At 67.5% G+C, this 21,388-nt stretch carries 20 protein-coding genes; 12 read left to right on the forward strand and 8 right to left on the reverse strand.

The window, feature by feature from the left end:
• The first annotated feature begins 79 nt into the window (after positions 1-79).
• The 3 genes from NBG84_RS11980 to NBG84_RS11990 all read left to right on the forward strand — a co-directional run bounded on the left by NBG84_RS11980 (position 80) and on the right by NBG84_RS11990 (position 2,303).
• Positions 80-595, forward strand: a complete 516-nt coding sequence (locus tag NBG84_RS11980) for a glycine-rich domain-containing protein (protein ID WP_250919339.1) — start codon at positions 80-82, stop codon at positions 593-595.
• Between the two features lie 89 nt (positions 596-684).
• Positions 685-2,019 (forward strand): MFS transporter, encoded by a 1,335-nt coding sequence (locus NBG84_RS11985; RefSeq protein ID WP_250919340.1) that lies wholly within the window; start codon positions 685-687, stop codon positions 2,017-2,019.
• 86 nt (positions 2,020-2,105) lie between these two features.
• Complete coding sequence (locus tag NBG84_RS11990; RefSeq protein ID WP_250919341.1) at positions 2,106-2,303, forward strand: hypothetical protein; 198 nt, start codon at positions 2,106-2,108, stop codon at positions 2,301-2,303.
• Between the two features lie 292 nt (positions 2,304-2,595).
• Here the strand turns inward: NBG84_RS11990 and NBG84_RS11995 are convergent, their stop codons facing one another.
• Together NBG84_RS11995 and NBG84_RS12000 are read right to left on the reverse strand one after the other, a co-directional pair.
• Positions 2,596-2,796 (reverse strand): DUF397 domain-containing protein, encoded by a 201-nt coding sequence (locus tag NBG84_RS11995; protein ID WP_250919342.1) that lies wholly within the window; start codon positions 2,794-2,796, stop codon positions 2,596-2,598.
• Positions 2,797-2,806: 10 nt separating this feature from the next.
• Positions 2,807-3,661 carry a helix-turn-helix domain-containing protein gene (locus NBG84_RS12000; protein WP_250919343.1) on the reverse strand — a complete coding sequence of 285 codons (855 nt, stop codon included), beginning with the start codon at positions 3,659-3,661 and terminating at the stop codon, positions 2,807-2,809.
• A gap of 239 nt (positions 3,662-3,900) precedes the next feature.
• Here NBG84_RS12000 and NBG84_RS12005 point away from each other — a divergent pair, with 239 nt between their 5' ends.
• Entirely contained in the window at positions 3,901-4,293 is a 393-nt protein-coding gene (locus tag NBG84_RS12005) for an ATP-binding protein (RefSeq protein ID WP_250919344.1), read from the forward strand.
• Positions 4,293-4,580: a hypothetical protein gene (locus NBG84_RS12010; protein ID WP_250919345.1), complete on the forward strand. Its 288-nt coding sequence runs from the start codon at positions 4,293-4,295 to the stop codon at positions 4,578-4,580. Before NBG84_RS12005 ends, NBG84_RS12010 begins: the two co-directional genes overlap by 1 nt.
• 3 nt (positions 4,581-4,583) lie before the next feature.
• On the opposite strand, the gene NBG84_RS12015 is transcribed toward NBG84_RS12010, so the two are convergent.
• The 3 genes from NBG84_RS12015 to NBG84_RS12025 form a co-directional block, all read right to left on the reverse strand.
• Positions 4,584-6,833, reverse strand: a complete 2,250-nt coding sequence (locus NBG84_RS12015; RefSeq protein WP_425608619.1) for an MMPL family transporter — start codon at positions 6,831-6,833, stop codon at positions 4,584-4,586.
• An 876-nt stretch (positions 6,834-7,709) separates the two neighbouring features.
• A complete protein-coding gene (locus tag NBG84_RS12020; protein ID WP_250919346.1) occupies positions 7,710-8,315 on the reverse strand; it encodes a sigma-70 family RNA polymerase sigma factor in 606 nt (201 codons plus the stop codon).
• An 80-nt stretch (positions 8,316-8,395) separates the two neighbouring features.
• A complete protein-coding gene (locus tag NBG84_RS12025; protein WP_250919347.1) occupies positions 8,396-9,253 on the reverse strand; it encodes a hypothetical protein in 858 nt (285 codons plus the stop codon).
• Positions 9,254-9,473: 220 nt separating this feature from the next.
• Here NBG84_RS12025 and NBG84_RS12030 point away from each other — a divergent pair, with 220 nt between their 5' ends.
• Both NBG84_RS12030 and NBG84_RS12035 read left to right on the forward strand, forming a co-directional pair.
• The gene (locus tag NBG84_RS12030) at positions 9,474-10,538 is read left to right on the forward strand and encodes a ferric reductase-like transmembrane domain-containing protein (RefSeq protein ID WP_250919348.1); all 1,065 of its coding nucleotides are present in this window, start codon (positions 9,474-9,476) and stop codon (positions 10,536-10,538) included.
• 82 nt (positions 10,539-10,620) lie between these two features.
• Positions 10,621-10,851, forward strand: a complete 231-nt coding sequence (locus NBG84_RS12035; RefSeq protein ID WP_425608620.1) for a winged helix-turn-helix transcriptional regulator — start codon at positions 10,621-10,623, stop codon at positions 10,849-10,851.
• Positions 10,852-10,878: 27 nt separating this feature from the next.
• Here the strand turns inward: NBG84_RS12035 and NBG84_RS12040 are convergent, their stop codons facing one another.
• Positions 10,879-11,016 carry a hypothetical protein gene (locus tag NBG84_RS12040; protein ID WP_250919349.1) on the reverse strand — a complete coding sequence of 46 codons (138 nt, stop codon included), beginning with the start codon at positions 11,014-11,016 and terminating at the stop codon, positions 10,879-10,881.
• 521 nt (positions 11,017-11,537) lie between these two features.
• On the opposite strand from NBG84_RS12040, the gene NBG84_RS12045 reads away from it, so the two are divergent.
• From NBG84_RS12045 to NBG84_RS12060, 4 genes are all read left to right on the forward strand, one after another.
• Positions 11,538-12,629, forward strand: coding sequence for a DUF6745 domain-containing protein (locus NBG84_RS12045; RefSeq protein ID WP_250919350.1), 1,092 nt, complete (start codon positions 11,538-11,540; stop codon positions 12,627-12,629).
• Between the two features lie 167 nt (positions 12,630-12,796).
• Positions 12,797-13,246 (forward strand): hypothetical protein, encoded by a 450-nt coding sequence (locus NBG84_RS12050; RefSeq protein ID WP_250919351.1) that lies wholly within the window; start codon positions 12,797-12,799, stop codon positions 13,244-13,246.
• 189 nt (positions 13,247-13,435) lie between these two features.
• Positions 13,436-14,194: a TetR/AcrR family transcriptional regulator gene (locus NBG84_RS12055; protein WP_250919352.1), complete on the forward strand. Its 759-nt coding sequence runs from the start codon at positions 13,436-13,438 to the stop codon at positions 14,192-14,194.
• Between the two features lie 459 nt (positions 14,195-14,653).
• Positions 14,654-16,165: an MFS transporter gene (locus tag NBG84_RS12060; protein WP_250919353.1), complete on the forward strand. Its 1,512-nt coding sequence runs from the start codon at positions 14,654-14,656 to the stop codon at positions 16,163-16,165.
• A 63-nt stretch (positions 16,166-16,228) separates the two neighbouring features.
• On the opposite strand, the gene NBG84_RS12065 is transcribed toward NBG84_RS12060, so the two are convergent.
• Positions 16,229-16,861 carry a TetR/AcrR family transcriptional regulator gene (locus NBG84_RS12065; protein ID WP_250919354.1) on the reverse strand — a complete coding sequence of 211 codons (633 nt, stop codon included), beginning with the start codon at positions 16,859-16,861 and terminating at the stop codon, positions 16,229-16,231.
• A 169-nt stretch (positions 16,862-17,030) separates the two neighbouring features.
• Between NBG84_RS12065 and NBG84_RS12070 the strand changes: the two genes are divergently transcribed.
• On the forward strand, positions 17,031-20,414 hold the full coding sequence (locus tag NBG84_RS12070) for a bifunctional cytochrome P450/NADPH--P450 reductase (RefSeq protein WP_250919355.1): 3,384 nt from the start codon (positions 17,031-17,033) through the stop codon (positions 20,412-20,414).
• 35 nt (positions 20,415-20,449) lie between these two features.
• Here NBG84_RS12070 and NBG84_RS12075 read toward each other — a convergent pair whose 3' ends face one another.
• Positions 20,450-21,061, reverse strand: coding sequence for an Rv1352/Rv1906c domain-containing protein (locus NBG84_RS12075; RefSeq protein WP_250919356.1), 612 nt, complete (start codon positions 21,059-21,061; stop codon positions 20,450-20,452).
• Between the last annotated feature and the right edge of the window lie 327 nt (positions 21,062-21,388).

The following is a 21,388-nucleotide window of genomic DNA, read 5'->3' on the forward strand; positions in this document are numbered from 1 at the left end:
TCGATAACCAGTGAGCGTTGCCGAGGTTCACAGTCGTAGCGCTGACGGCGGAACGCCGACCACCCTTTTCTGGAGTGTCATGGAAACGAAGCAACTGGTTACCGAAGCCGACCTCACCGGGCTGCTTGGCGATGTCCTGCACAACGAAGTCATTGAGTACTTTGTCAAGGACACCGGCGGTACGACCGAAGAGGTCGAACGTCAGGTAGTCGAATGTATGAGGTACCTCTACCTGATCTCCCGCTACCGTGACGAACTCAGCGGTCTCTTCCTCCCCGTTGAGCAGCACATTGACGAGATTTGGCACTATCTCATCCTCCAGACGCGTGAGTACGTCGAGTTGTGCGAGACGAAGCTGCCCGGCGGGTTCTTTATCCACCACCGCAGCATCGGCTACGGGGACTACGCCCAGGAGCCGGGCCGCGAGAAGTCCATCGAAGAAGCGTTGCGCTGGATTCCGCTCTATACCAGGGAATTTGGCCCCTTCGACGAGGGCGCGCTGGCACACTGGACGATCGTCCGCTTCCTTCACCAGCGCATGGAGATGTCACTGGCGGAGATCTCGGCCCTGGAGTCCTCGCAGCCAGCGGCGTAACCCGACCCGCTGCCGCTGTGTGCCCCTGGGGCCACCCCAAGCCCCCGGGGCCTTCGCACGCCAGCCAGGGGAACGCAAGGAGCGAGTTGATGACGTCCAGGACCAGTTCCGTCGGCCCTCAGCCGACGGTCACCGGGGAACATCCCGCCCAACGGCGGGTTCTCACCGTCCTGGTGATCGCCCAGGTCCTCAGCGGCGCCGCACTCGCCGCCGGTATCACCATCGGCGCCCTGCTCGCTGAGGAAATGCTCGGTTCCACGGGGCTCGCCGGAGTCCCCAGCGCACTGTTCACGGCAGGCGCAGCGGTCGGGGCCATCCTGGTCGGCCGCGCCTGCCAACGCTGGGGCCGAAGGCCCGGTCTCACCCTGGGCTATGTGCTCGGGACGATCGGCAGCCTCGGTGTGGTGTTGGCGACGGCCCTGGACAGCGTGCCGGTGCTCTTCGTGGGCCTGCTGGTGTACGGCATCGGGACAGCGGCTGTCCTGCTGGTCCGCTACGCCGGTGCGGACCTCGCGTCCCCCGAGCGCCGGGCCCGGGCGGTCAGTACGGTCCTCTTCGCCCTGGCGGCCGGCGCCATCGCCGGCCCCAACCTGGTCGGTGTCACGGGCGATCTCGCCGACTCCTGGGACATACCCAGGTTGGCGGGCCCGTTCCTGCTGTCGGCCCTCGCCTTCTGCTCGGCGGCGATATTCGTATGGACCTTCCTCCGCCCCGACCCCCTGCTGGTCTCGCGGATGGTCGCCGCCGAAGCGGAAGCCGCGGCGGAGGCCCAGAGCCGGCCGAACGCGACCGAGGGAACCCCCCAGGCAGCCGTCGCCCCGCCTGAGGACCGGCGGGTGCTGATCACCGGTGTGACGGTCATGGTCCTCAGCCAGATCGTCATGATCGCGATCATGACGATGACCCCGATCCATATGACCGACCACGGCCACAGCACCCAGACCGCCGGCATGGTCATCGGACTTCATCTGGGCGCGATGTATCTCTCGTCCCCGCTCTCCGGCATCCTCGCCGACCGGATCGGCCGACCGTTCACGGCCACCCTCGGCACCCTGACCATGTTCTGCGCGGCCCTGGTGGCGGCCCTCTCGCCCGGCCATTCGACGTTCGGCATGTCCCTGGCGTTGATCCTGTTGGGCATCGGCTGGAACATGGGCTTCGTCAGCGGCACCGCCCTGGTCGCCGACGCCCTCCCGCCCGCCACCCGCGCGGCGACCCAGGGCACCATCGATGTGGGCCTCGCCGTGGCAGCCGCCGGCGGCGGCATGGCCTCGGGCCTGATCTTCGCCGGAGGCGGCTATGAGCTCCTCGCCCTCTCCGGCGGCATCCTCATCCTGGTCCTGGCCCCGCTCGCGGCACTGCTGACCCTCCCGGCGCCGAAGGCTGCCGCCGACGCTGAGAAGGCTGGGGTGGGGAGCAGTTGAGGTTGCCTCCTCCGTCGCCTCGCGACCCGCTCTCCACTGCCGAAGGGACCAGGCGCCCTCGCTCCTGTGCGATTACCTTCACGGGCATGACCAGACCTCGCGCAAAGCCTGGAGTCAGGCGCGTCACCGTCGAACTCCCCGTAGATCTCGCCGCCTGGCTCGCGGACTTCGCCGAACTCTCCCACCGGACCGTGGACGATGTGGTGCGGCAACTGATCGAGACCGAGAAGGGGCGTATGGACGTGGAGTTGGGCGGCGGGGTCTCGGAGTCGGTGGGGCAGTAGCGGGCCCCGTTCACCCCAGAGGCTGACTGCGCAGCTCAGTGGCCCTATCGGGCTGAGCGGTCTCACTACCGTGTCCGGGACTGGCTGGCACGGCAGGGACCCCTACGCTCACGGGTCTGAGGCCATGAGGGGCGAGCGAGACCGGCGTACGGCGACGGTCCGGGGCGTGTTCGTCGTCTACCACGTGGCTCAGACCGCCCTCACCGTCACGGCCGTCCGGCTCCTGCCGCCCCCTGACCGGCGGAGTGAAGGACGCCTCCGGAGGGGAGCGCCTCCGGAGGCGGCTCGGCTCTCAGTCGAGGAAGTGGTCGAACTCGCCCGCTTTGACACCTTGGATGAAGGCGGCGAGCTTGGCGCGGTCGGTGGTGATGATGTCGGTGGGGGTGTCGCTCTCGCGTATGAGGATGGTGTCTTCATGGCTGGCGATCTCGACGCAGTCCGGGCCGTTTCCGCCCGAGAACGATGACTTCTGCCACTGGATGGGTGCACTCATACCTGCCCTCTCATAGTTCGCGTGCGATGTGATGGATGAGCTGCCGCGACTCTTCCGGATTGAGCGAAGCGTGTTTTGAAGAGTTCAGCAACAGCCTGTACTTCTTCAGTTCAGCGTCGGCCATGAGGAAGCGATTCCCGAAGGCGCTGTCCGCTTGCACCGTGTCCAGTTGAGGTACTGCCCAGGTCACGTAGAGGACGGGTTGGGTGACTTCGACGAAGTCCTCACAGGTGAACGGAATGACATGGACGGTGACGTTGGAGCGTTCTGAGAGGCGCATGAGGTGATCAAGTTGCTCCCGCACCACGTGCCGCCCGCCGAAGCGCATTCTCAGTGCGGCTTCATGGATGATGGCTTCAAACGAGGGTGGTTCATCACCATCCAGAACCGTTGCGCGTTTCATGCGGTACTCAACGCGAGCTTCGATCTCGGACTCAGGCAGTTTGGGCCACACATTGGCGAAAAGGGTTCGCGCGTAGCTTTCGGTCTGGAATAGCCCAGGCATGGTGACGCTCTTCAGCGATCTCAGAGCTTTGGCATGCCACTCCAACTCGGCGATATCGAGAAAGTCTGGGGTCAGGATGCCCCGGTACTCATCGAACCAGAACTGCCCTCGGCGCTCCCGCGTGATCTCGCACAGAGCCTCGACCAAGCGGGTGTCGTCACATCTGTAGAAGTTGGCGAGCCGTCGCAACCGCTCCTCGCCAACACCCACTCGTCCGGCCTCGATGTGGCTGATCTTGGCTTGGTCGACGGAGAGCAGACCAGCCGCTTCGCGTGAGGTCCTACCTGCGGTTTCACGTAGTTTGCGCAGCTCCGCGCCTAACCGGATCTGGCGAACGGTCGGGTTGTCTCTCGGCGGCATCGGTCTCACTCCCTGTCAGCTGTGTGTGCTGCACGACACCGTGCCATGGACGTTGCGAAGCGCGCGACCCTTGGCCATAGCTTGCTCCGGGGCTATTTGCTCCTTATGGTCATGTCAGTACCGTGCGCAGCGAGTCGTTCGCAGCGCGTAGCGCGGGTTCCAGCTGCGTTGGGAGACACGGCATGACACCCTCATCAGCTTTAACGCTCGAATCGGCCCCTGGGGTCGGGCAGTTGTACGTGCAGATTCCCAATAGCCGTGCTGCCGCCAAGCGCGCCCGGGACTGGCTTGCCGGGCCCCTGCGGGCGACGCATCCGTTGATCGCGGATGATGTGCTGCTCTGCCTCTCGGAGGTGGTCGCCAACGTGTATCGGCACACCACCACGCCGACCATCCGCGTCGAGACGCTGATCATCGAGCCGTCCGTGGTCGTACGCGTCCACGACAACGATCCGGGCCCACTGCCCAAGCCCGCCGATCCCGGTGGGGGCGGGGATATCGAGAGCGGACGCGGGCTGACCCTGATCGACGCCTGTGCGGATGCTTGGGGGGTCACGGTCCTCGGTGGGCCTGAACCCAGGGGCAAGGCGTTCTGGTTCACCCTGCTCGGCCGTCCCGCTTCGGCCGGCTGATGTCTCCGCTCGTTCCGCTGCTGCTGTGGGCCTTGGTCACCGCGCCGGTGGTGCTGTTCACCCTGAGCCTGTTCCACCGTGATCAGGACCAGGGTGGACTTGTCCGGCGCGAGATATCCGAGCCGGCCCGCTGGCCCGAGGACATGGTCTGGGGTACCCCGACCCCGGTCCACGTCGAGGAGCGGTTCGCCCTCCTGAGGGGCGAGGACTCGGCCGCCGTACGACCGTACCTCTCCGATGACATCGCCCAGCCCTGCTCCTGTGGAGCGGGCTCCACTGCCCGGTAGACGTCAGCCAGTCGGCGGCTTCGGCCCCTCCGTCCCCTCCGCGTGCAGTTTCGGCATCACCCGGTCCAGCCAGCGCGGCGTCCACCAAGCGGACTTCCCCAGCAGGGTCATCACTGCCGGTACCAGGAGCAGGCGTACCACCGTGGCATCGATCAGGACGCTGGCCGCGAGGCCCAGACCCAGCATCTTCACCACGATGTTGTCGCTGATGATGAAGGCCGCGAAGACGCTCACCATGATGAGTGCCGCGCAGGTGATGACCCGGGCGGTGATCTCCAAGGCGTGGGCCACGCTCGCCTTGGGGTCGCCCGTGACCAGCCAGGCCTCATGGATGCGGGAGAGCAGGAAGATCTCGTAGTCCATGCTCAGCCCGAAGACGATGGCGAACATCATCATCGGGACATAGCTCTCGATGGGCACATCCCCCGACACCCCCAGCGCCGGGCCACCCCAGCCCCACTGGAAGACGGCCACCACCACCCCGTACGAGGCCGCGATCGACAGCACATTGAGAATTGCTGCCTTCACCGCCACCAGCAACCCCCGGAACACCACCAGGATGACCAGGAACGCCAGCGCGACCACCACCGCGATGATCAGGGGCAGCCGGGCCGAGACGATGTCCAGGAAGTCCACTTGGGCGGCGGTCGTACCGGTCACATAGGTCTCGGCGTCGGTGCCCGCCACCCCGGCCGGTAGTGAGTCGTCCTCCAGCCGGTTGGTCAGCTGTGTGGTCCTCTCGTCCTGCGGGGCCGCGACCGAGTACGCCGTACCGATCAGGACATCCCCGTCCGGCGTTGGTTGCAGGGGAGTGATGGTGGCCGCGTCCTTGACCCCGGTCAGGGACTTCTGGAGTTGGCTCGCCAGCGCCGCCCGGTCCGACTGCGGGACGTCCGACTGGTCCACCACCAGGGTCAGCGGTCCGTTCGAGCCAGGCCCGAAGGCGGTGGACATCAGATCGAAGGCACGCCGGTCGGTGAACGACTTGGGGTCGGCGCCGTCGCCGATATGGCCGAGCTGGATGAAGAAGAGGGGGAACGAGAGGATCAGCAGGGTCACCACGCCACCGATCAGGAACCACCACGGTCGGCGCTCCACCCGTTGTGCGTACCGGTGCCAGCTGCCCTCGGCCACCTCGCCGGGTCGGGCGTCGGTCTCCGCGATCACCTTGCGGACGCGCAACTTGTCGATGTGCCGGCCGATCAGCCCCAGGATCGCCGGTACGAGGGTGAGCGCGCCGATCACCGCGGTGACGACGGTGACGGCAGCCGCCAGGCCCAGCTTGCCGATGAACCCGATGCCGGAGACCCAGAGCCCGGACAGCGCGATGATCACCGTACAGCCGGAGAGCAGCACCGCATGGCCGCTGGTGGCGGCGGCCATACCGGCCGCGATCACCGGATTCTCGCCGTTCATCAGGTTCTGTCGGTGCCGGGTCACCAGGAACAGCGCGTAGTCGATCCCCACACCGATGCCGATCATCGTGGCCAGGGTGGGAGAGACGGTCGCGAAGGTGGTCGCGGCGGCGAGGAGCCCCAGCAGCGCAAGACCGCAGATGGCGCAGATCAACGCGGTGACCAGGGGCAGTACGGCGGCGATCACACTGCCGAACCCGATCAGCAGCACCACGATCGCCACACCGAACCCAATGGCCTCGCTCAGCCGGTCATTGGGTTCGGGCCGGGCGAGTTCGCCGAGGGAACCGCCGTACTCCACATCGACGCCCGCGGCCCGTAGCGGCTTCACGGCGGAGTCCACACCATGGAGATAGGACTCCCCGAGGGTGGACGGCTGTACGGCAAACCGGATGGTGATGTACGCCGTCTTCCCGTCCGTCGACAGCGGGCCGACGCTTCCCGTAGTGGGCACGGTCAGCGGGTTCTGGGCGGAGAGCACATCCGGCAGTTTCTGGAGGCTGGCGACGGCCGTGGTCAGTTGGCCGCTGACGGCGGTCAGTGGACGGTCGTCATCGTGCAGCACGATCTGTGCGCTGTAGCCGCCGGCCTGCGGCTCGTGTTTCTGAAGTACGTCGACACCGTTCTGCGACTGGGTGCCGGGGAGGGAGAAGTCATCCGAGTAGTCGCCGCCGTAGCTGTGGTGCAGCACCTGGAGGCCGGCGAGGGCGGCGGCCCAGAGCACGATCACCACCACGGCGTGGTAGGCGCACCACTCACCCGTTCGACGGAGTACGCCCTTGTGCGCCGGGGCGCCGCGCGGGGCCGATGGGCGGTCGGGGGTTTGCGGCATCGACATGCGTACTCCCGGACCGGGGGCGACGCTCCCGCGCCCACAAAGGACCACATCGGACACTCAGCATTCAAGATCGGGTGCGGTGGTGGGGCACGTCGGGACGGGGGAATGGGTGAAACGCCGAGGCCGAAGGAGTGCCGGCGCTCACTCAGTTCCCGGTGCCGGGGAACTTCGGGCGTGGGCCGTACGACCACTGGGAAGATGCCCAACCCGTCCCGTAGGGAGGTCGGTGCGGTGACGATGCGTGCGGCGGCTCTGCGTGCGGCGGCTCTGCGTGCGGCGGTTCTGCGTGCGGTGGCGACGAGTAAGGATGGCTGGCGGCGCGGGCGAACGGCGGTGGCTGGAACCGGGGGTCTCACCGTTCTACGTGGATGGTCCGTGTTTCCGGACGCGGTGGCGTGGTACTCGGTCCGGATGCCGGGGTGTGGCGGTGCCCGGCAGAGCGGGTTGAGCGGTGGCCGCCTCCATGGGAACCGCCTGTCCGACCCGCTGGAACACCGGGTGGAGCGTGTGAGGCCACGCTCCACCCGGTGCTGAAGACGGTCCCCTCCCCTGGCCACAGGGATAGGCGCGGCGATCCGTGCACTCCTCCCTCGCGGGGCCGCACTGTGAAGCCCGGGGCGGGGACGGCCGATGGGGACGGCGCTCAACTTGCTGAGCGCCGTCCCCGTGGAACTTCGGGCTCGGTCGACCGAAACGATCACTGGCCATCAAGCATCATTTCGGCCAGGTCGGGCCAGGCCAGGTCGGGGCTGGGGCTGGGGTTGGAGTCGGGATGGGGTCGGGCCGGGGCCCCTGAGCACCCCGCCGCGGCCCAGAGCAGGGCGCCGAGCACGGTGAGCCCCGGGGGAGCCCGGTCGAGAGCGCCCGGTGCCGGACCTACGCCGCCGCCAAGGCCTCATCCTCGGCCAGCGCCAGCCACACGGCGGCCAGATCGCGACGGGCCCGCGCCACTCGCGACCGTATGGTTCCCACCGGGCAGCCCAGCAACTCGGCGGCTTCGGCGTACGACAGCCCCAGCAGACGGGTCAGCACGAACGCCTGCCGTCTGCCCGGCTCCAGTGTCCGCAGTGCGTCAGTGAACGCCACCGCCTCCTCAAAGCCGGGCAGATGGCGCGACTGGGCGCGGTCGGCGGCGATCACCCAATCCGCGGTGTCGGCTATGCGCGGCCTGGCCGATGCCCTGCGGTACCGGTCCACGACCACCCGGCGAGCGATGGACAGCAGCCAGGAGCGGGCGCAGGAACGGCCGGCGAATCTACTCAGACTGGGAAGGGCGCGTTCAAAGGTCTCCTGGGTGAGGTCCTCCGCTCCCCTCACATCGGCGGTGAGATGGGCGACAAAACGTCGCACGTCGTCGTAGGTGGCATGAACGAACAGTTCGGCGGCCTCGCGGTCGCCCAGGCCTGCCGCCAGGGCCCAACTGGTGATCTCGGCATCCCGGTTCTGGGCAGCTCTCTCCGAGAGAAGATGCTGTGGAAGCATGACAAAACGTCCTTCACGTCCGGACGGAGTCCGCGAGCCTGCGCCCGGCAGAGTTCCGTAAGAGTGGTGAGGTGAGGAGCTCAGGACGGAAGGAGTGGTGGACCGCGTCGGGGGAGGGTGCGGAGGAGCTCGACCGAGACGGGCCGCCGGATGGGTCGATGGTCGGTGCGGGGGACGGCTGTTATGGGCGGCTCAGGCCGTACGCCAAGGAGTGCGACACAGAGGAAGTGCAGCCCGCCGGAGCTGAAGAGGCCGAGCGCCAGGGCCAGTTGGGTGAGCGCCCGCTCTCCCCGCCAGAGCCACCAGCCGCACACCGCCCCGGCGAACATATGCGCCAGGGCCATCCCGGTGGTGAGTGCGGTGCTCTCCCCAACCCGCTGCAAGACGCTGAGGCCGCCGGAGACCAGCTCGAACAGTTCGATGAGCTCGGTTGGTTGAGACGGCTCGGTTGGTTGGAACGGCTCGGTTGGTTGGAACGGCTCGGTTGGTTGGGATCGCTGGGACGGCTCGGCTAGTTCGGATGGTTCCGATCGGGGGAGGGCCTCAAGCCGGCCGCTCGGGCCAGAGCCGTCCGCCTGCACCGGATCGGAGCCAGCTGCGGGGCCCGGTCCGCTGTGCTCATGTCCACTGGGCCCGTGGGTGGAGTGCTGGTCCCCGCTGTTATGGGCGAAGCCCTGCCCGCCGCCATGGGACACCAGCCCGAACAGGATGTGCAGGGCGACCTGTCCGGCGGCGCTCACCCCGATGACCAAGAGGGCGCCCCGCTCCCTGCCGGTCAGCCACCATGCGACCGCGCACATCAGGGGCAGGGCAAGCGCGTATCCGGCGAGGGACGGTGAAACACCTGATGAGAGGTCGTGCCCGAGTCCGGACACCACGACGCACACGGCGGCGAGCACCGCGCTGTGCGCGAGGCGGATGAGGCGTCCGGCTCTCATGGCGGTCATGGTGTCAGGGCCACCTGGGGCTTGGGGAAGCCCAGTCGATACGGACACATCAAGCGATCACCGGCTTTACCCGGACAGCGCTGGTGAGTGATCCATGTCACTAGGGGCGCCGGGGAACTCTCCCCCCTCCCCTTCCGACTGCTCCAGGGAAAACCGGCCGAGTGGACCGAGTAGACCGAGTAGACGTAGAGATCAGAGCGGAGCCCAGTCCATGCCGTCGAACGAGGCAGGTGCGGGACACCCCGCTTCCGCAGGGGAGTCCCACACCGAGGGGGAGGAACACGAACCGCGCGTACCGCAGGAGAATGGGACCGGCGCCCCCGACCTGGCCCGTTCCGCACTCGTACGCCCACCCGCATCCGCACCCGCACCCGCGCCCGTAACCCTGCGTTCCGATCTGCGGGCGAGCGCCTTTGACGGCTCTGCCGCCCTTGCCGTGACCGCCGTCGTGTTCGCCGTCCTCTACGCGCGCATCGAAGCGAAGACCTCCTCCACGGTCACCGTCATGCCGTTCATGGCGGATACGGGCGCCTTCTGGATGTACTTCCTCAGCCAGGCGTTCGGCTGGTCCGCGCTGCTGTGGGCCTGGGGCACGGTCGTCCTCGGCCTGCTTCTCTCCGGTCCCCGTCCGGCCCGGCTGCCGCTCTCCGGCCCGCGCCTCGAACGGCTGCACCGCACCACGAGCCTGAACACCATCGCCCTGATCTTCGCCCATGCCCTGCTGTTCGCAGCCGAGTTGATCCACCACAGCAAGGACAGTTGGCTCGGGGCGTTGGGCACGACCTTCGTCGAGGTGTTCGTCCCCGGCGGCTATGACTCGGGCACCGGTCGGATCGCGATCCCGGTCGGGCAGGCGGCCCTCTATCTCGCTCTGCCGCTCGGTCTGCTCTTCTACGTACGCCATCGCATCGGCCCCAGGACCTGGCGTGCCATGCACCGCTTCGTCCTGGTCGTCTATGTCCTGAGCGTCTGGCACACCCTGCTCTACGGGACGAACGTCTGGTACGACGGCTGGTTTCGCACCACGGTCTGGCTGCTCCAACTCCCCATCGCCGCGCTCTTCCTGATGCGACTACTGCGCCCGGCCCGTCGTTCCCAGCGATTGCGCGGCCTCGGTGAGCATCCGGGCTCACCGGCCGGCTGGAGCCTGCGCCTGGTGGGGCGGGTCGCCGCGGTGGGAATCATGGTGGTGTTGCTGGCAGTGATCATCACGGGCCGGGACGGCGGCCGTGTCGAACCTCCACCGGACACCACTTCGACCCACAACCATGACTAGAGCCACTACGACGCACAACCATGGCTCGCTCGTCCCACTTCGACGTACCACCATGGCTGGCGCGTACCTCAAGGGTGGGGAGATGGCGATTCACTCCGCGAACTTCATGCTGACGCGCACCTTGCGCAGCCTGGAAGCCGATGGTCTTGTGCGTCGCGAGGTGCATCCGACCGTGCCGCCCAGTGTTGAGTACAGCCTGACACCACTCGGGCGGACGCTCCTCGAACCACTGTCGGCGCTGGCCAACTGGGCGATGAGCCACGAGGCCGAGATCGACGAGGCCCGATCCAGGCAGACCGGCGACGGCGACTAACGAGGCCGGTCCTGGTGCTGCCAGCGGCTAGGCCTTCTCCTCCAGCTTCGCCATCGCCTTCTTACGCCACCGCTTGGCCCATGCCCACAGCAGGACGACGACCGCGATCGCGATCACCGGAGCGGCGTAGATCATTGGCGAAACCGCCGCTTCGGACGCTGCCATGCCGTTGTCTCCCTCTGGTCAACAAACTCTTCTGAGAAAACTCTTCTCAACAAGTGACTCACACCGTCGATGCGCGGACGACAGCCCGCCCGTCGGATCGGCCGCGACCCGTCCCCGCGTCTGCCGATCAACCCGGGGTTGAACCCGCTGTTCAGCCGACCGTTCAACCTACCGTTCAGTCGGCCGCCGATCGGCCCGCTGATCGGTCGGTAGAGGGACCGGAGTCGAGACAGAGATCGAGGCAGAGATGGAGGCAGAGATCGAACCATGCATCGAACCAGGTGGTGAGACAGGTGGTGAGAGGCGGTGAGAGACGGTGAGAGAAACAGTCTTGCGGATCTGCGGGGCGACTGCCACGATCCCCCTATGACCCATGGAAAGGCGGACACCGCCACTCTCCGGTGAGCGCGGTGTCATTTGCGCGCGGGATCACCTCCCGTCCCCAGTCCGTTGCCCGGACCCGAGGCTCACGTCCTCCCTCTCGTAGCTCTTCCAGCTCACCTCTCACCTCAGAAGAACGATTGACGCTCGTCTCCGCCCTGCGCGATGAATGGCTTGCGCACGGGCTCTCCACCCAACCGTCGGATCGACCTCGGGCTGAGGCGGCCATCAGCGCGCTCTACCGGCTCATCGGCGCTCCCGTACCCCGGTTCATCTGGGCGCCGTCACCCATGGCAGCCCTTCCCCTGGTGCCGCCCGGGCGGACCGATCCCTATGCTCCGGCGTCACACGCGCCTCTTGCGTCCAGCCCTGACAGCCGATGGCCCGTGGCCGCCCGGCTTGCCTCACTACAGACCGATCTTGGGGAGCGGTTGGACGCGCGCATCATCCGCCGCTGGTCCTTCGCCCGCGTGCACGAAGCGCTACGCGCCACCCTGCACACCTCCATCCGCGCACCCCTGCGATCGTCCCTGCTTCCGCCCACCGGCCGGACACCACTGAACTGGCACGGCCAGCACGATGCCTACTGGGTAGCCCGCTATGACCTCCATGCCCGGGCCGGACACACCGTCTATCAGCCCGCCGACGCCGTTGAGCTGGCCCTTTGGGCGGATGTGGTCCAATCCACCGGATGGTGGTGGCCCTGCGCGGGGGTGTGTGTGATGGCCGAGCGGCCCACCGAGATACACACCGACCCCCTGCCCAACGGCGGGGAAGGCGAACTGCGGCTGCACCGCGACGACGGCCCGGCCGTCCGGTTCGCGGACGGCGAGGGCATCCATCTACTTCACGGCACGCTGGTCCCGGAATGGGTGCTCACCGGTCCCACCGTCGAGCGCATCCACGGCGAGCGGAACGTGGAAGTGCGCCGCAGCGCCATCGAGCGCATCGGCTGGGACGCCTATATCGAGCAGGCCGGGCTGCGGCTCATCTCCACCGCACCCGACCCGGGGAACCGGGGCGCAGAACTCCAGCTGTACGCCGTACCGCCGGAGGTCTGGGGCCGTTCGGCGCGCATCCTGCTGGCCGTCAACGGTTCGGTCGAACCGGATGGACGACAACGACGCTACGGGCTCGGTGTGCCGTCGTACTTCGATGACCCGGTGGCGGCCGCGGGCTGGTCATACGGACTGACCGGGCCGCAGTACGCCCAACTTGCCCGACGCACCTGACCACTTCGGTCCCGTCGGCGTGCGGTAAACCATGCCGAACGCCGCCCGGCCGGCCGGGTCATGACCGACGCTTCCGAAACCGCGAGCACTCCTCGCGTACTCCCCGCTCTGTGCTCGCAGGCAAACACACAGACACGTCAGCAACTCACACACCAAAGGTGATGCATATGACCATGACCCTCGCCGATCTCACCGCCCGTACCGGCCTCGATGTCCTGGGACATCTAGAGCGCCAGATCACCATCCCCGTCGTCGACGGCCTCCAGGCTCAAGGCGATCTCATCGTCGTCCCGTATGTCTTTGTCGAAGCCAGTGTGAGCATCAACCCCTGGACGACCTGGAATGACGTACCTCCGGCCGGGATCGAGCTACTGCGGAGCGCCGCGGGCGGCAATCCCCACACCCTGGCAGCCGACCCCGGCACCTGCCGGTGGACCACCGGTGTCAATGATGAGCGACGCCTTGCGATCGGCATGTTGGAGACCACCGCAGTCGCCTATCTGATCCACCCCGAGCACGGCGGTACGGGCATCGCGCCTGGGAAGTATGTGATCCGGCGCCAGCGGGAGCGTGGTGACGGGCAGGTCTGGGGCGGGAGTCGACTGGTCGCCGACTGAGTGTGCCCGACGCCCATGACGCCCCATGCCCCATGTCCGACGTCTGATGTCCGACGCCCCATGTCCGAGGCCGGATGGTTGGTGCTTGATGTCTGACGCGTGACGTCTGGCGCGATGTCTGAGTGGCTGGCGGCGCTTGTAGCATTCGGGCCAAGGCCGCAGGCGTACGTGGACGGTAAGGAGACCGGCGTGACCAGCACCGATGCCCCTCAGGGGCCCGCGGGCGGGCCGGAGCCGGAACGGGCCCGGGAGCGAAGGGCTCACGGCGAGCCCCGAACGGCTCACGCGTCTGGGACTGCCGGGATGCGCAAGGGGGAGCGCACCCGGCGTCGCATCTTGGCGGCGGCTCGAAGGCAGTTCGCCGAGGTGGGCTTTGAGCGCGCCACCATCCGGGCGATCGCGGCGGAGGCAGACGTCGACAAGGCGTCGGTCATCCAGTACTTCGGTACCAAGCAGGGACTGTTCCGGGAGTCCGTCGACTGGGAGATCCCGGTCGCCGAGCTGACCACCGACGACCCCGGAGAGTCGGTCGAGAACTATCTCCGCACCATGCTCGGCGCCTGGTCGAAGGACCCGGACAGCCCGATGACCGCGCTGCTGCGGACCAGTATGACCAGCGAGGATGCCGCGGAACTGCTGCGGCGCCGGGTCACCGAACAGGCGATCGACCCGGTTGCGGCCCAGCTCGACGACCCGGACGCCAGGCTTCGGGCCGCCCTGGTCGGCGCGATGATGATGGGCATCGCCACACATCGCTATCTGCTGCGGATGCCGGATCTGGCAGCGGCCGGGGAGACCGATGTCCTTCGTCTGGCGGTGCCGGTGCTTCGGGCGCTGATCGACCCGGCGGCACAGTCGGCTGGTTCCCAAGCCGATACGGAAACGGGTCCCGGTGACGACCCCGGGACGAGCGCCGACGCCGCGACGAGTACCGGACCCATGGACTAGCAAGGGACTCACGGACTGGTACCGGACCCACGGACACTGGCCCCGGACTCGCGGACCAGCACCGGGCCCGCGCCTGGGGACCGTGTACTGGCTCACGGGCAGCCGATCGAGCCGGGCTCATCCAGGCGGGCCCATCCAGCCGGGTCGATCCAGTCGGGTCGATCCCAGCGGGGCCGATTCAACTGGTCGATCCAACCGAGCCAGTCCAGCCGGGCCGATCCAACCGAGCCTGACCAGTTAGCGCGGCCCGATGGCGCCCTTCGCTGCTCCGCCGCGGCCCGGTGGGCGCTGCCTACACCCGTACTCCAGGCCAGATCGCCACCCCGCCCAGCCCTCCCACACGACTGGGTCATCGCATCGTGATGAATTTCTCAACGGTCGGTGAGAAATAAAACTCAACGACTGTTTACTTTTACCTGGTGGCGCTTCAGTGCGCCCTCTGAACCCACCGGGAGAACCATGTCCAGTGACAGCACGGCCGCGGCCCCCGAAGCCGCGCCACCATCCGGCACCTCCGCCGGCGGCCACCCGCATCTGGGTCTCGCGCTGGTCGTCATCGCCGCAGCCCAACTGATGGTGGTGCTCGACGGCACCATCACCAACATCGCGCTGCCCAGCATCCAGGTCGATCTCGATGTCTCCGCCTCCAGCCTCGCCTGGATCGTGAACTCCTACGCCCTCGCCTTCGGCGGTCTGCTGCTGCTCGGCGGCCGGGCCGGCGATCTCTTCGGGCGGCGACGGATGTTCCGTATCGGCATCGTCGTCTTCACCCTCGCCTCCGTCCTCGGTGGAGTGGCGCCCAATGAGGAGTTGCTGATCGGCGCGCGAGTCCTCCAGGGCATCGGTGCGGCGATCGCCGCCCCCACCGCGCTGTCCCTGATCGCCACCAACTTCCCCGAGGGCAAGCCACGCAACAAGGCCATGGGCGTCTACGCGGCCATGGCGGGTCTGGGTTCCACCGTGGGGTTGCTGCTCGGTGGCGTGCTCACCGACTACCTGGACTGGCGCTGGGTGTTCTTCGTCAACATCCCCATCGGTGTGGCGATCCTGGCCGGTACCCGCATCCTCGCCGAGGGCGAGCGCAACCGCGGCCGGCTCGACACTCCCGGCGCGATCACCGGCACCGGTGGTCTCATCGCCCTCGTCTACGCCATCACCCGCGGCGGTGAGCACGGCTGGACGGACTCGCTCACCCTCGGCTCCTTCGCGGCGGCGGTCGTTCTGCTGGTGGCTTTCCTGATCCTCCAGGCCAGGACCGAGAACCCGATGATGCCGCTGCGGCTCTTCCAGGACCGCAATCGCTCCGGGGCGTACCTGACCATGCTGTTCATGGGGTCGGGTATGTTCGCCACGTTCTACTTCCTGACCCTCTATATGCAGCAGATCCTGAACTACAGCCCGGTGAAGACCGGCTTCGCGTATCTCTCCTTCAGCATGGGCATGGCCATCGCGGCCGCTCTCGGCTCCAAACTGATCGGCCGGTACTCGGCCCGGCAGATCGCCGGCCCCGGGCTGTTGATCGCCGCCGTGGGAATGCTCTGGTTCAGCGCGCTGGAGCCGGGATCGTCGTACGCACTGCATCTCGCCCCGGCGATGTTCGTCACCGGTGTGGGGCTCGGTTCCGGGTTTGTGCCCATGACCCTCGGCGCGGTCAGTGGTGTGCTTCCGCAGGACACCGGCATCGCGTCCGCCCTGCTGAACACCGCACAGCAGGTCGGTGGCGCGCTGGGTCTGGCCGTACTGACCACGGTGTCCACGGCCGCGGCCGACGACCGGGTGCCGGATGCGGCCGGGTCCCTCTACCGAGCCATGGCCCAGGGGGATCAAACGCTTCTCGGGCAGGCGGCGGATGCGCTGACGCACGGCTACACGGTGGCGTTCATGGTGGCGGCCGCGCTCTTCGTCGCCGGTCTGGTGATCACCGTGACCATGATCAACGCGGGGAGGCAGCGCGAGCTCTCGGAAGAGTGAGCCCTTGGTCAGCTGCCAGTCCCCGCCGCGATCTGGGGGAGAGGACCGGGCCGGTGCGGTGAGTCAGGGGGCGGTGGCGGGCTCGACCTTGCCTCCGTACGCCAGGGTGATGGTCGAAGCCACCAACTGGTCCAGTGCCCTACGGGTCTCGGGACCCGGCATCCCCCCGCCGCTCTCCATCAGCAGTCCGACGCACAGCCCGTCGAGCCCGGCCATCAGAAAGCGGGTCAGCTCGGCGGGCGGCGCCGCGTACTCCCGTCCGGTCCTGCGGGCGGTGTCAACGAGTGCGTTGATCGCGATATCGGCCATGTCCTGGTGGTACTTCCGCACCACTTCGCGCAGTTCGGGGCGGCGCAGCGCGAAGGTGATCAGCTCAAACCAGAGCAGATTGAGATCCGGACGGCGACAGAAGTCGTCCCAGAACACCTCGGCCGTGGCCTCAAGTGCTTCCTCCAGGCTGCTGGCGCGCTCCACCCCCTCCTGTACACCGTTGAGCACCCCCTCGCTGAGGGACTCCAGCACCGCGCGGTAGAGGTCGGCCTTGGTGCCGAAGGTGTAGTGCACGGTCGCCTGGGCCACGCCCAGTTCGGCGGCGATGGCGCGCGTACTGCCCGCCGCGACCCCTTCGCGAGCCATGAGTTCAATGGCGGCGGCAATCAGCTGAGGGCGCCGTTCCGCGGCGGTCACATGAGCCATACAAGCCACTATAGCGACATAGTCAACCGGCCATGTCGCCTGACATTGTCAACTGACAAAGTCGTTTGTATGGTGAGAGGGCGGCCGATGGTGAACCACCGTGAACGGCCGTGCGTGCCACCCATTGCCACCACTGAGGACCAACGAGGACCATCGAGGGGCAGGGATCATGAACTCGACGTCACTCCGCCAGCAGGCGAACGCGGTCGCGATACCGGAGCGCGGGGCCATTCCCCTAGTTGGACACGCACTGCGGGTGCCGACGGATGCCTTCACCCAGTTCGCCATGGCGGAGGCCCGCGCTCTCGGCCCGATCTACCGTCTGCGTTTCCTCGGCCGCGAGACCCTGATGGTCTCCGGCGCCGATCTGGTGGCGGAACTGTGTGATGAGACCCGGTTCCGCAAGTCGGTGGACGATCTGATGACCGTCCGCGAGTTCGGCGGTGACGGTCTGTTCACCGCGCTCGGGCATGAGCCCAACTGGCGCAAGGCGCACAACATCCTGATGCCCGCCTTCTCCTTCAACGCCCTACGCGCCTACCACCCCACCATGGTGTTCGCGGCCAAGCGGCTGCTGGCGAAGTGGGACTCACACGCCGGTGGGCCGGTCGATGTGGCCGGGGACATGACCCAGCTGACCCTGGACACCATCGGACTCTGCGGATTCGGCTATGACTTCGACTGCTTCGGCCGGAGCGAGCAACACCCCTTCATCGCCACGATGCTGCGGGTACTGGCCCACGCCCAGAAGAAGACCGGATATCTGCCCGGACTCGATTTCCTCTACGCGAACGCTGAGAACCGTCAGCGGGCCGACATCACGGCGATGAACGAGCTGGTCGATGACATAGTGCGCCGCCGTCGCACCGAGCTAGCCCTCCCCCAACCTTCCGCGGCAGCCGAAAAGTCCGCCCAGAAGTCCGCCCAAGAGTCCGCGTACGAGTCCGTGTTTGGGTGGTCCGGGTCCGAGCCAGGGCATGAGCCGGCGTCCGGGTCCGGGCCAGGGTCGGCGTACGAGTCCACCGAGGGGTCTGCCGGCCCGGTCGGCTCCGAGCCCGAAGACCTGCTGTCCCTGATGCTCCACGCCAAGGACAAGGACACCGGCGAACCCCTCGACGACACCAACATCCGATACCAGGTGATCACCTTCCTGATCGCCGGCCACGAAACCACCAGTGGTGCTCTCTCCTTCGCGCTGTACTACCTGCTCAAGCACCCCGAAGTGCTGGCCGCCGCCCAGGCCGAGACCGATACGCTGTGGGGCGACAACCCCGATCCCGACCCCTCGTACGAGGACATCGGACGCTTGCGCTATCTACGCCAGGTGCTGAACGAGGCGCTGCGGCTCTGGCCCACCGCCCCCGCGTTCTCCCTTGAGCCGCTGGAGGACACACACATCGGCGGTCGCTACCCCCTGCTACGCGGACAGACCGCGGTCGTCCTCACCCCCATGCTGCACCGCGACCCGGGCTGGGGAGACAACCCGGAACTGTTCAACCCCGGCAGATTCACCCCGGAGCAGATGGAGAGCCGCCCGGCACACCTCTACAAGCCGTTCGGCAACGGGGAACGCTCCTGCATAGGACGCCAGTTCGCCCTCCATGAGGCAACGCTGTTGCTGGGGTTGATCGTGCACCGCTACCGGCTCCTGGACCACAGCGACTACCAGCTGAAGATCAAGGAGACGCTGACCCTCAAGCCGGACCGCTTCTCGCTCACTCCCGTCCGCCGGGCGCGCACGGAACGCCGCCCGGCGGTCACCGCCACCACCGGCCCGGCCTTCACCACAGCACCTCCGCTGCCCACGGGACTGCGGGCGCCCGGCACCACACTCACCGTGCTGTACGGATCGAACCTCGGCACCTGCCGCAGCCTGGCCGGGGAACTCGCCGAGCGGGGCACTCGATACGGTTTCACCACCACCGTGGCCAAGCTCGATGACGCGGTGGGAACGCTCGACCCGGAGCAACCGGTGCTGATCGTGGCCGCTTCCTACAACGGACGGCCCACCGATGACGCGGCACGGTTCGTCGACTGGCTGGAAACCACCGACGCGGCCGAACTGCCCGCCGTTCCCTATGCGGTCCTCGGTGTGGGCGACCGCAACTGGCCGGCCACCTACCAGCGCATTCCCACCCTGATCGATGAACGCCTCGCGGCAGCCGGTGGGAACCCCCTCGTGCCGCGGGCGGCCGTGGACGTCTCGGGTGATGTCGCGGCGGAGACCGACCGCTGGGGAGACCAGGTGTGGGCGGAACTGCTCGACTGCTACGGCCTCCCGGTCGAGATGGACGACACTCCACCCGGTACGCGCTACACGATCGAGGTGATGGCCGCCGCGGAGGGACCACTGCCAGGGACCGAAGGCATGCACCCGCTCCTGGTCACCGAGACCGCGGAACTATGCGACATGGAGCATCCGTTGGGCCGTTCCAAGCGATTCCTACGGCTGCGGCTCCCCGAGGGCATGACCTACCGCAGTGGCGACCATCTGCTGATCAGGCCCACCAACCCGGCGTCCCTGGTGCACCGCACCGAACGGCTCCTGGGACTCGACCCAGACCGGATGATCCAGCTCACGGCACCCGCGACCAGAGACCTGCCGCTCCCGCTGGACCAGCCCATGAGCGTACGCGCGTTGCTGACCCACTTCGTAGAGCTCGGCCAGCCCGCGACAACCCGGCAGATCAGGGCCCTGGCAGCGCTCACCCCCTGCCCGCCCGAGCGGATCGGCCTTGAGTACCTCCCCGAGGGGTCGACCGCCACCCTCCCCGACTTGCTGGAACGATTCGCCTCCTGCCGCCCCACCCTGCCCGAACTGCTCGATGTGCTTGCCCCGATGCGGGTGCGCTACTACTCCATCTCCTCATCCCCGGCACAGGTCCCCGACACCGTTGACCTGATGGTGGCCGCTTCCCCGATGCCACACCGGGGCGGCGAAGGCACCTGGCTCGGCGCGGGCGCGGCGTATCTGGCCGGCTTGGGACCGGGAGATGTGGTGGACGGCAGGGTCACCTCATGCCAGGAGAGCTTTCGACTACCGGCGGACCCCACCATCCCGGTGATCGTGATCTCGGCGGGCACGGGCCTCGCGCCCTTCCGCGCGGCGATCGCCGATCGCGCGCTGCCGACGTCCGCGAGCCCCCCGACATCGGACACCGCACCGGGCGCGCACCCGCTCGACCGGGCCCCGCTGCTCTGCTACTTCGGCTGCGACCACCCGGACGTCGACTATCTGTACCGCGATGAACTGGAGGCCGCCGAGCGCACTGGCACCGTCAGTCTGCGCCCGGTCCACTCACAGGCCCCCGAGGAGGGAATGCGCTTCGTCCAGGACCGCATCGCCCAGGACTCCGCCGAGGTCTGGGCCCTACTCCAGGCCGGCGCCCACATCCGCGTCTGCGGCGACGGCCGCGCAATGGCCCCCGCAGTACGGGACGCCTTCCGCTCCATCCACCGAGACCGTACGGGCGCGACCGCGGAGGATACGGAAACCTGGCTGACGGACCTGATGAAACAGGACCGCTATGTCGAAGACGTCTGGACGGGATGACCCAAGGCGCCGCGGAGCCCCTGCCGACGGGCTGCTCAGCGGCGTGTCAGCGGCTCGCAGCCCTGGATGGTGACCACACCGTCGGCCTTCGACAGGGTGATGATGATCCGTTCCTTGGCGTTCGCGGTCTTGAGCTGGGGGAACTTGCTGTCGGATGTCGGATCAGTGGTGATCGTGCAGAGCTCGAACAACCCGGGGGTAGCACCCTTACTGGAGTACGTACCGGCAGGGATGTCCTCCCCGACGACATAGTCCCCGTCCGCGTACTCCTTGGACTTGACCGACTTCTTCGCGGGCTTCGGAGCTGCCTTCGTCGACTGCTCCGCTTTCGTCGACTGCACCGCCTTCTTCGGCTCAGCCGGCTTCGCCGTCACGGTCACCGTCGCCGTCGGCCCGGGCGCGGTAACCGTCACTGTCGCCGTCTCTTTGATCACCGTGCTCCCACTGGCAACGGTGCCCTTGGAGTCATCGTCCTCCGCGGCCTGGCCAATGACAGCGAGCATCAGGATGAACGCGAGCACACTCCCCACACTGATCCCGGCGATGGCGAGCCCGGACATCCGCTTCTTCGGCTGCTGCGGCGCCTGATACGGATACGGCACCTGACCCGGCTGCGTCTGCTCCGGCCCCGGATACTGCTGGCTCATGCGCCCGTCCCCTTATATGGGTGATGTATGTGCGAAATGTGGGGGGACGGTGAATCTACCGGTGGGGGTGGGGGTGGGGGAGTTCGGGGAGCTTGTTTGTTACGGGGGTGGTACGCGGGGAGCCCGTTGGCGAGTTGGGTGGGGCGTGGGCGAGAGCCCCGCGATTGCGGGGACCACCGTACGCGGCATCCCGAGTGCCGTGGTCAGTAAGGACCACCCCCGCGCATGCGGGGACCACTGCTCGCCTCGTCGAGGATTGAGGTTCCCCCGTTGTGTGGGGGTGGTTGGTTAGCTGGTCAGGGTGGGTTGGTGTGGTGTGGGTTTCGC

Origin of the sequence: Streptomyces albipurpureus (assembly GCF_023701525.1) — a bacterium.
Taxonomy (GTDB): domain Bacteria; phylum Actinomycetota; class Actinomycetes; order Streptomycetales; family Streptomycetaceae; genus Streptomyces; species Streptomyces albipurpureus.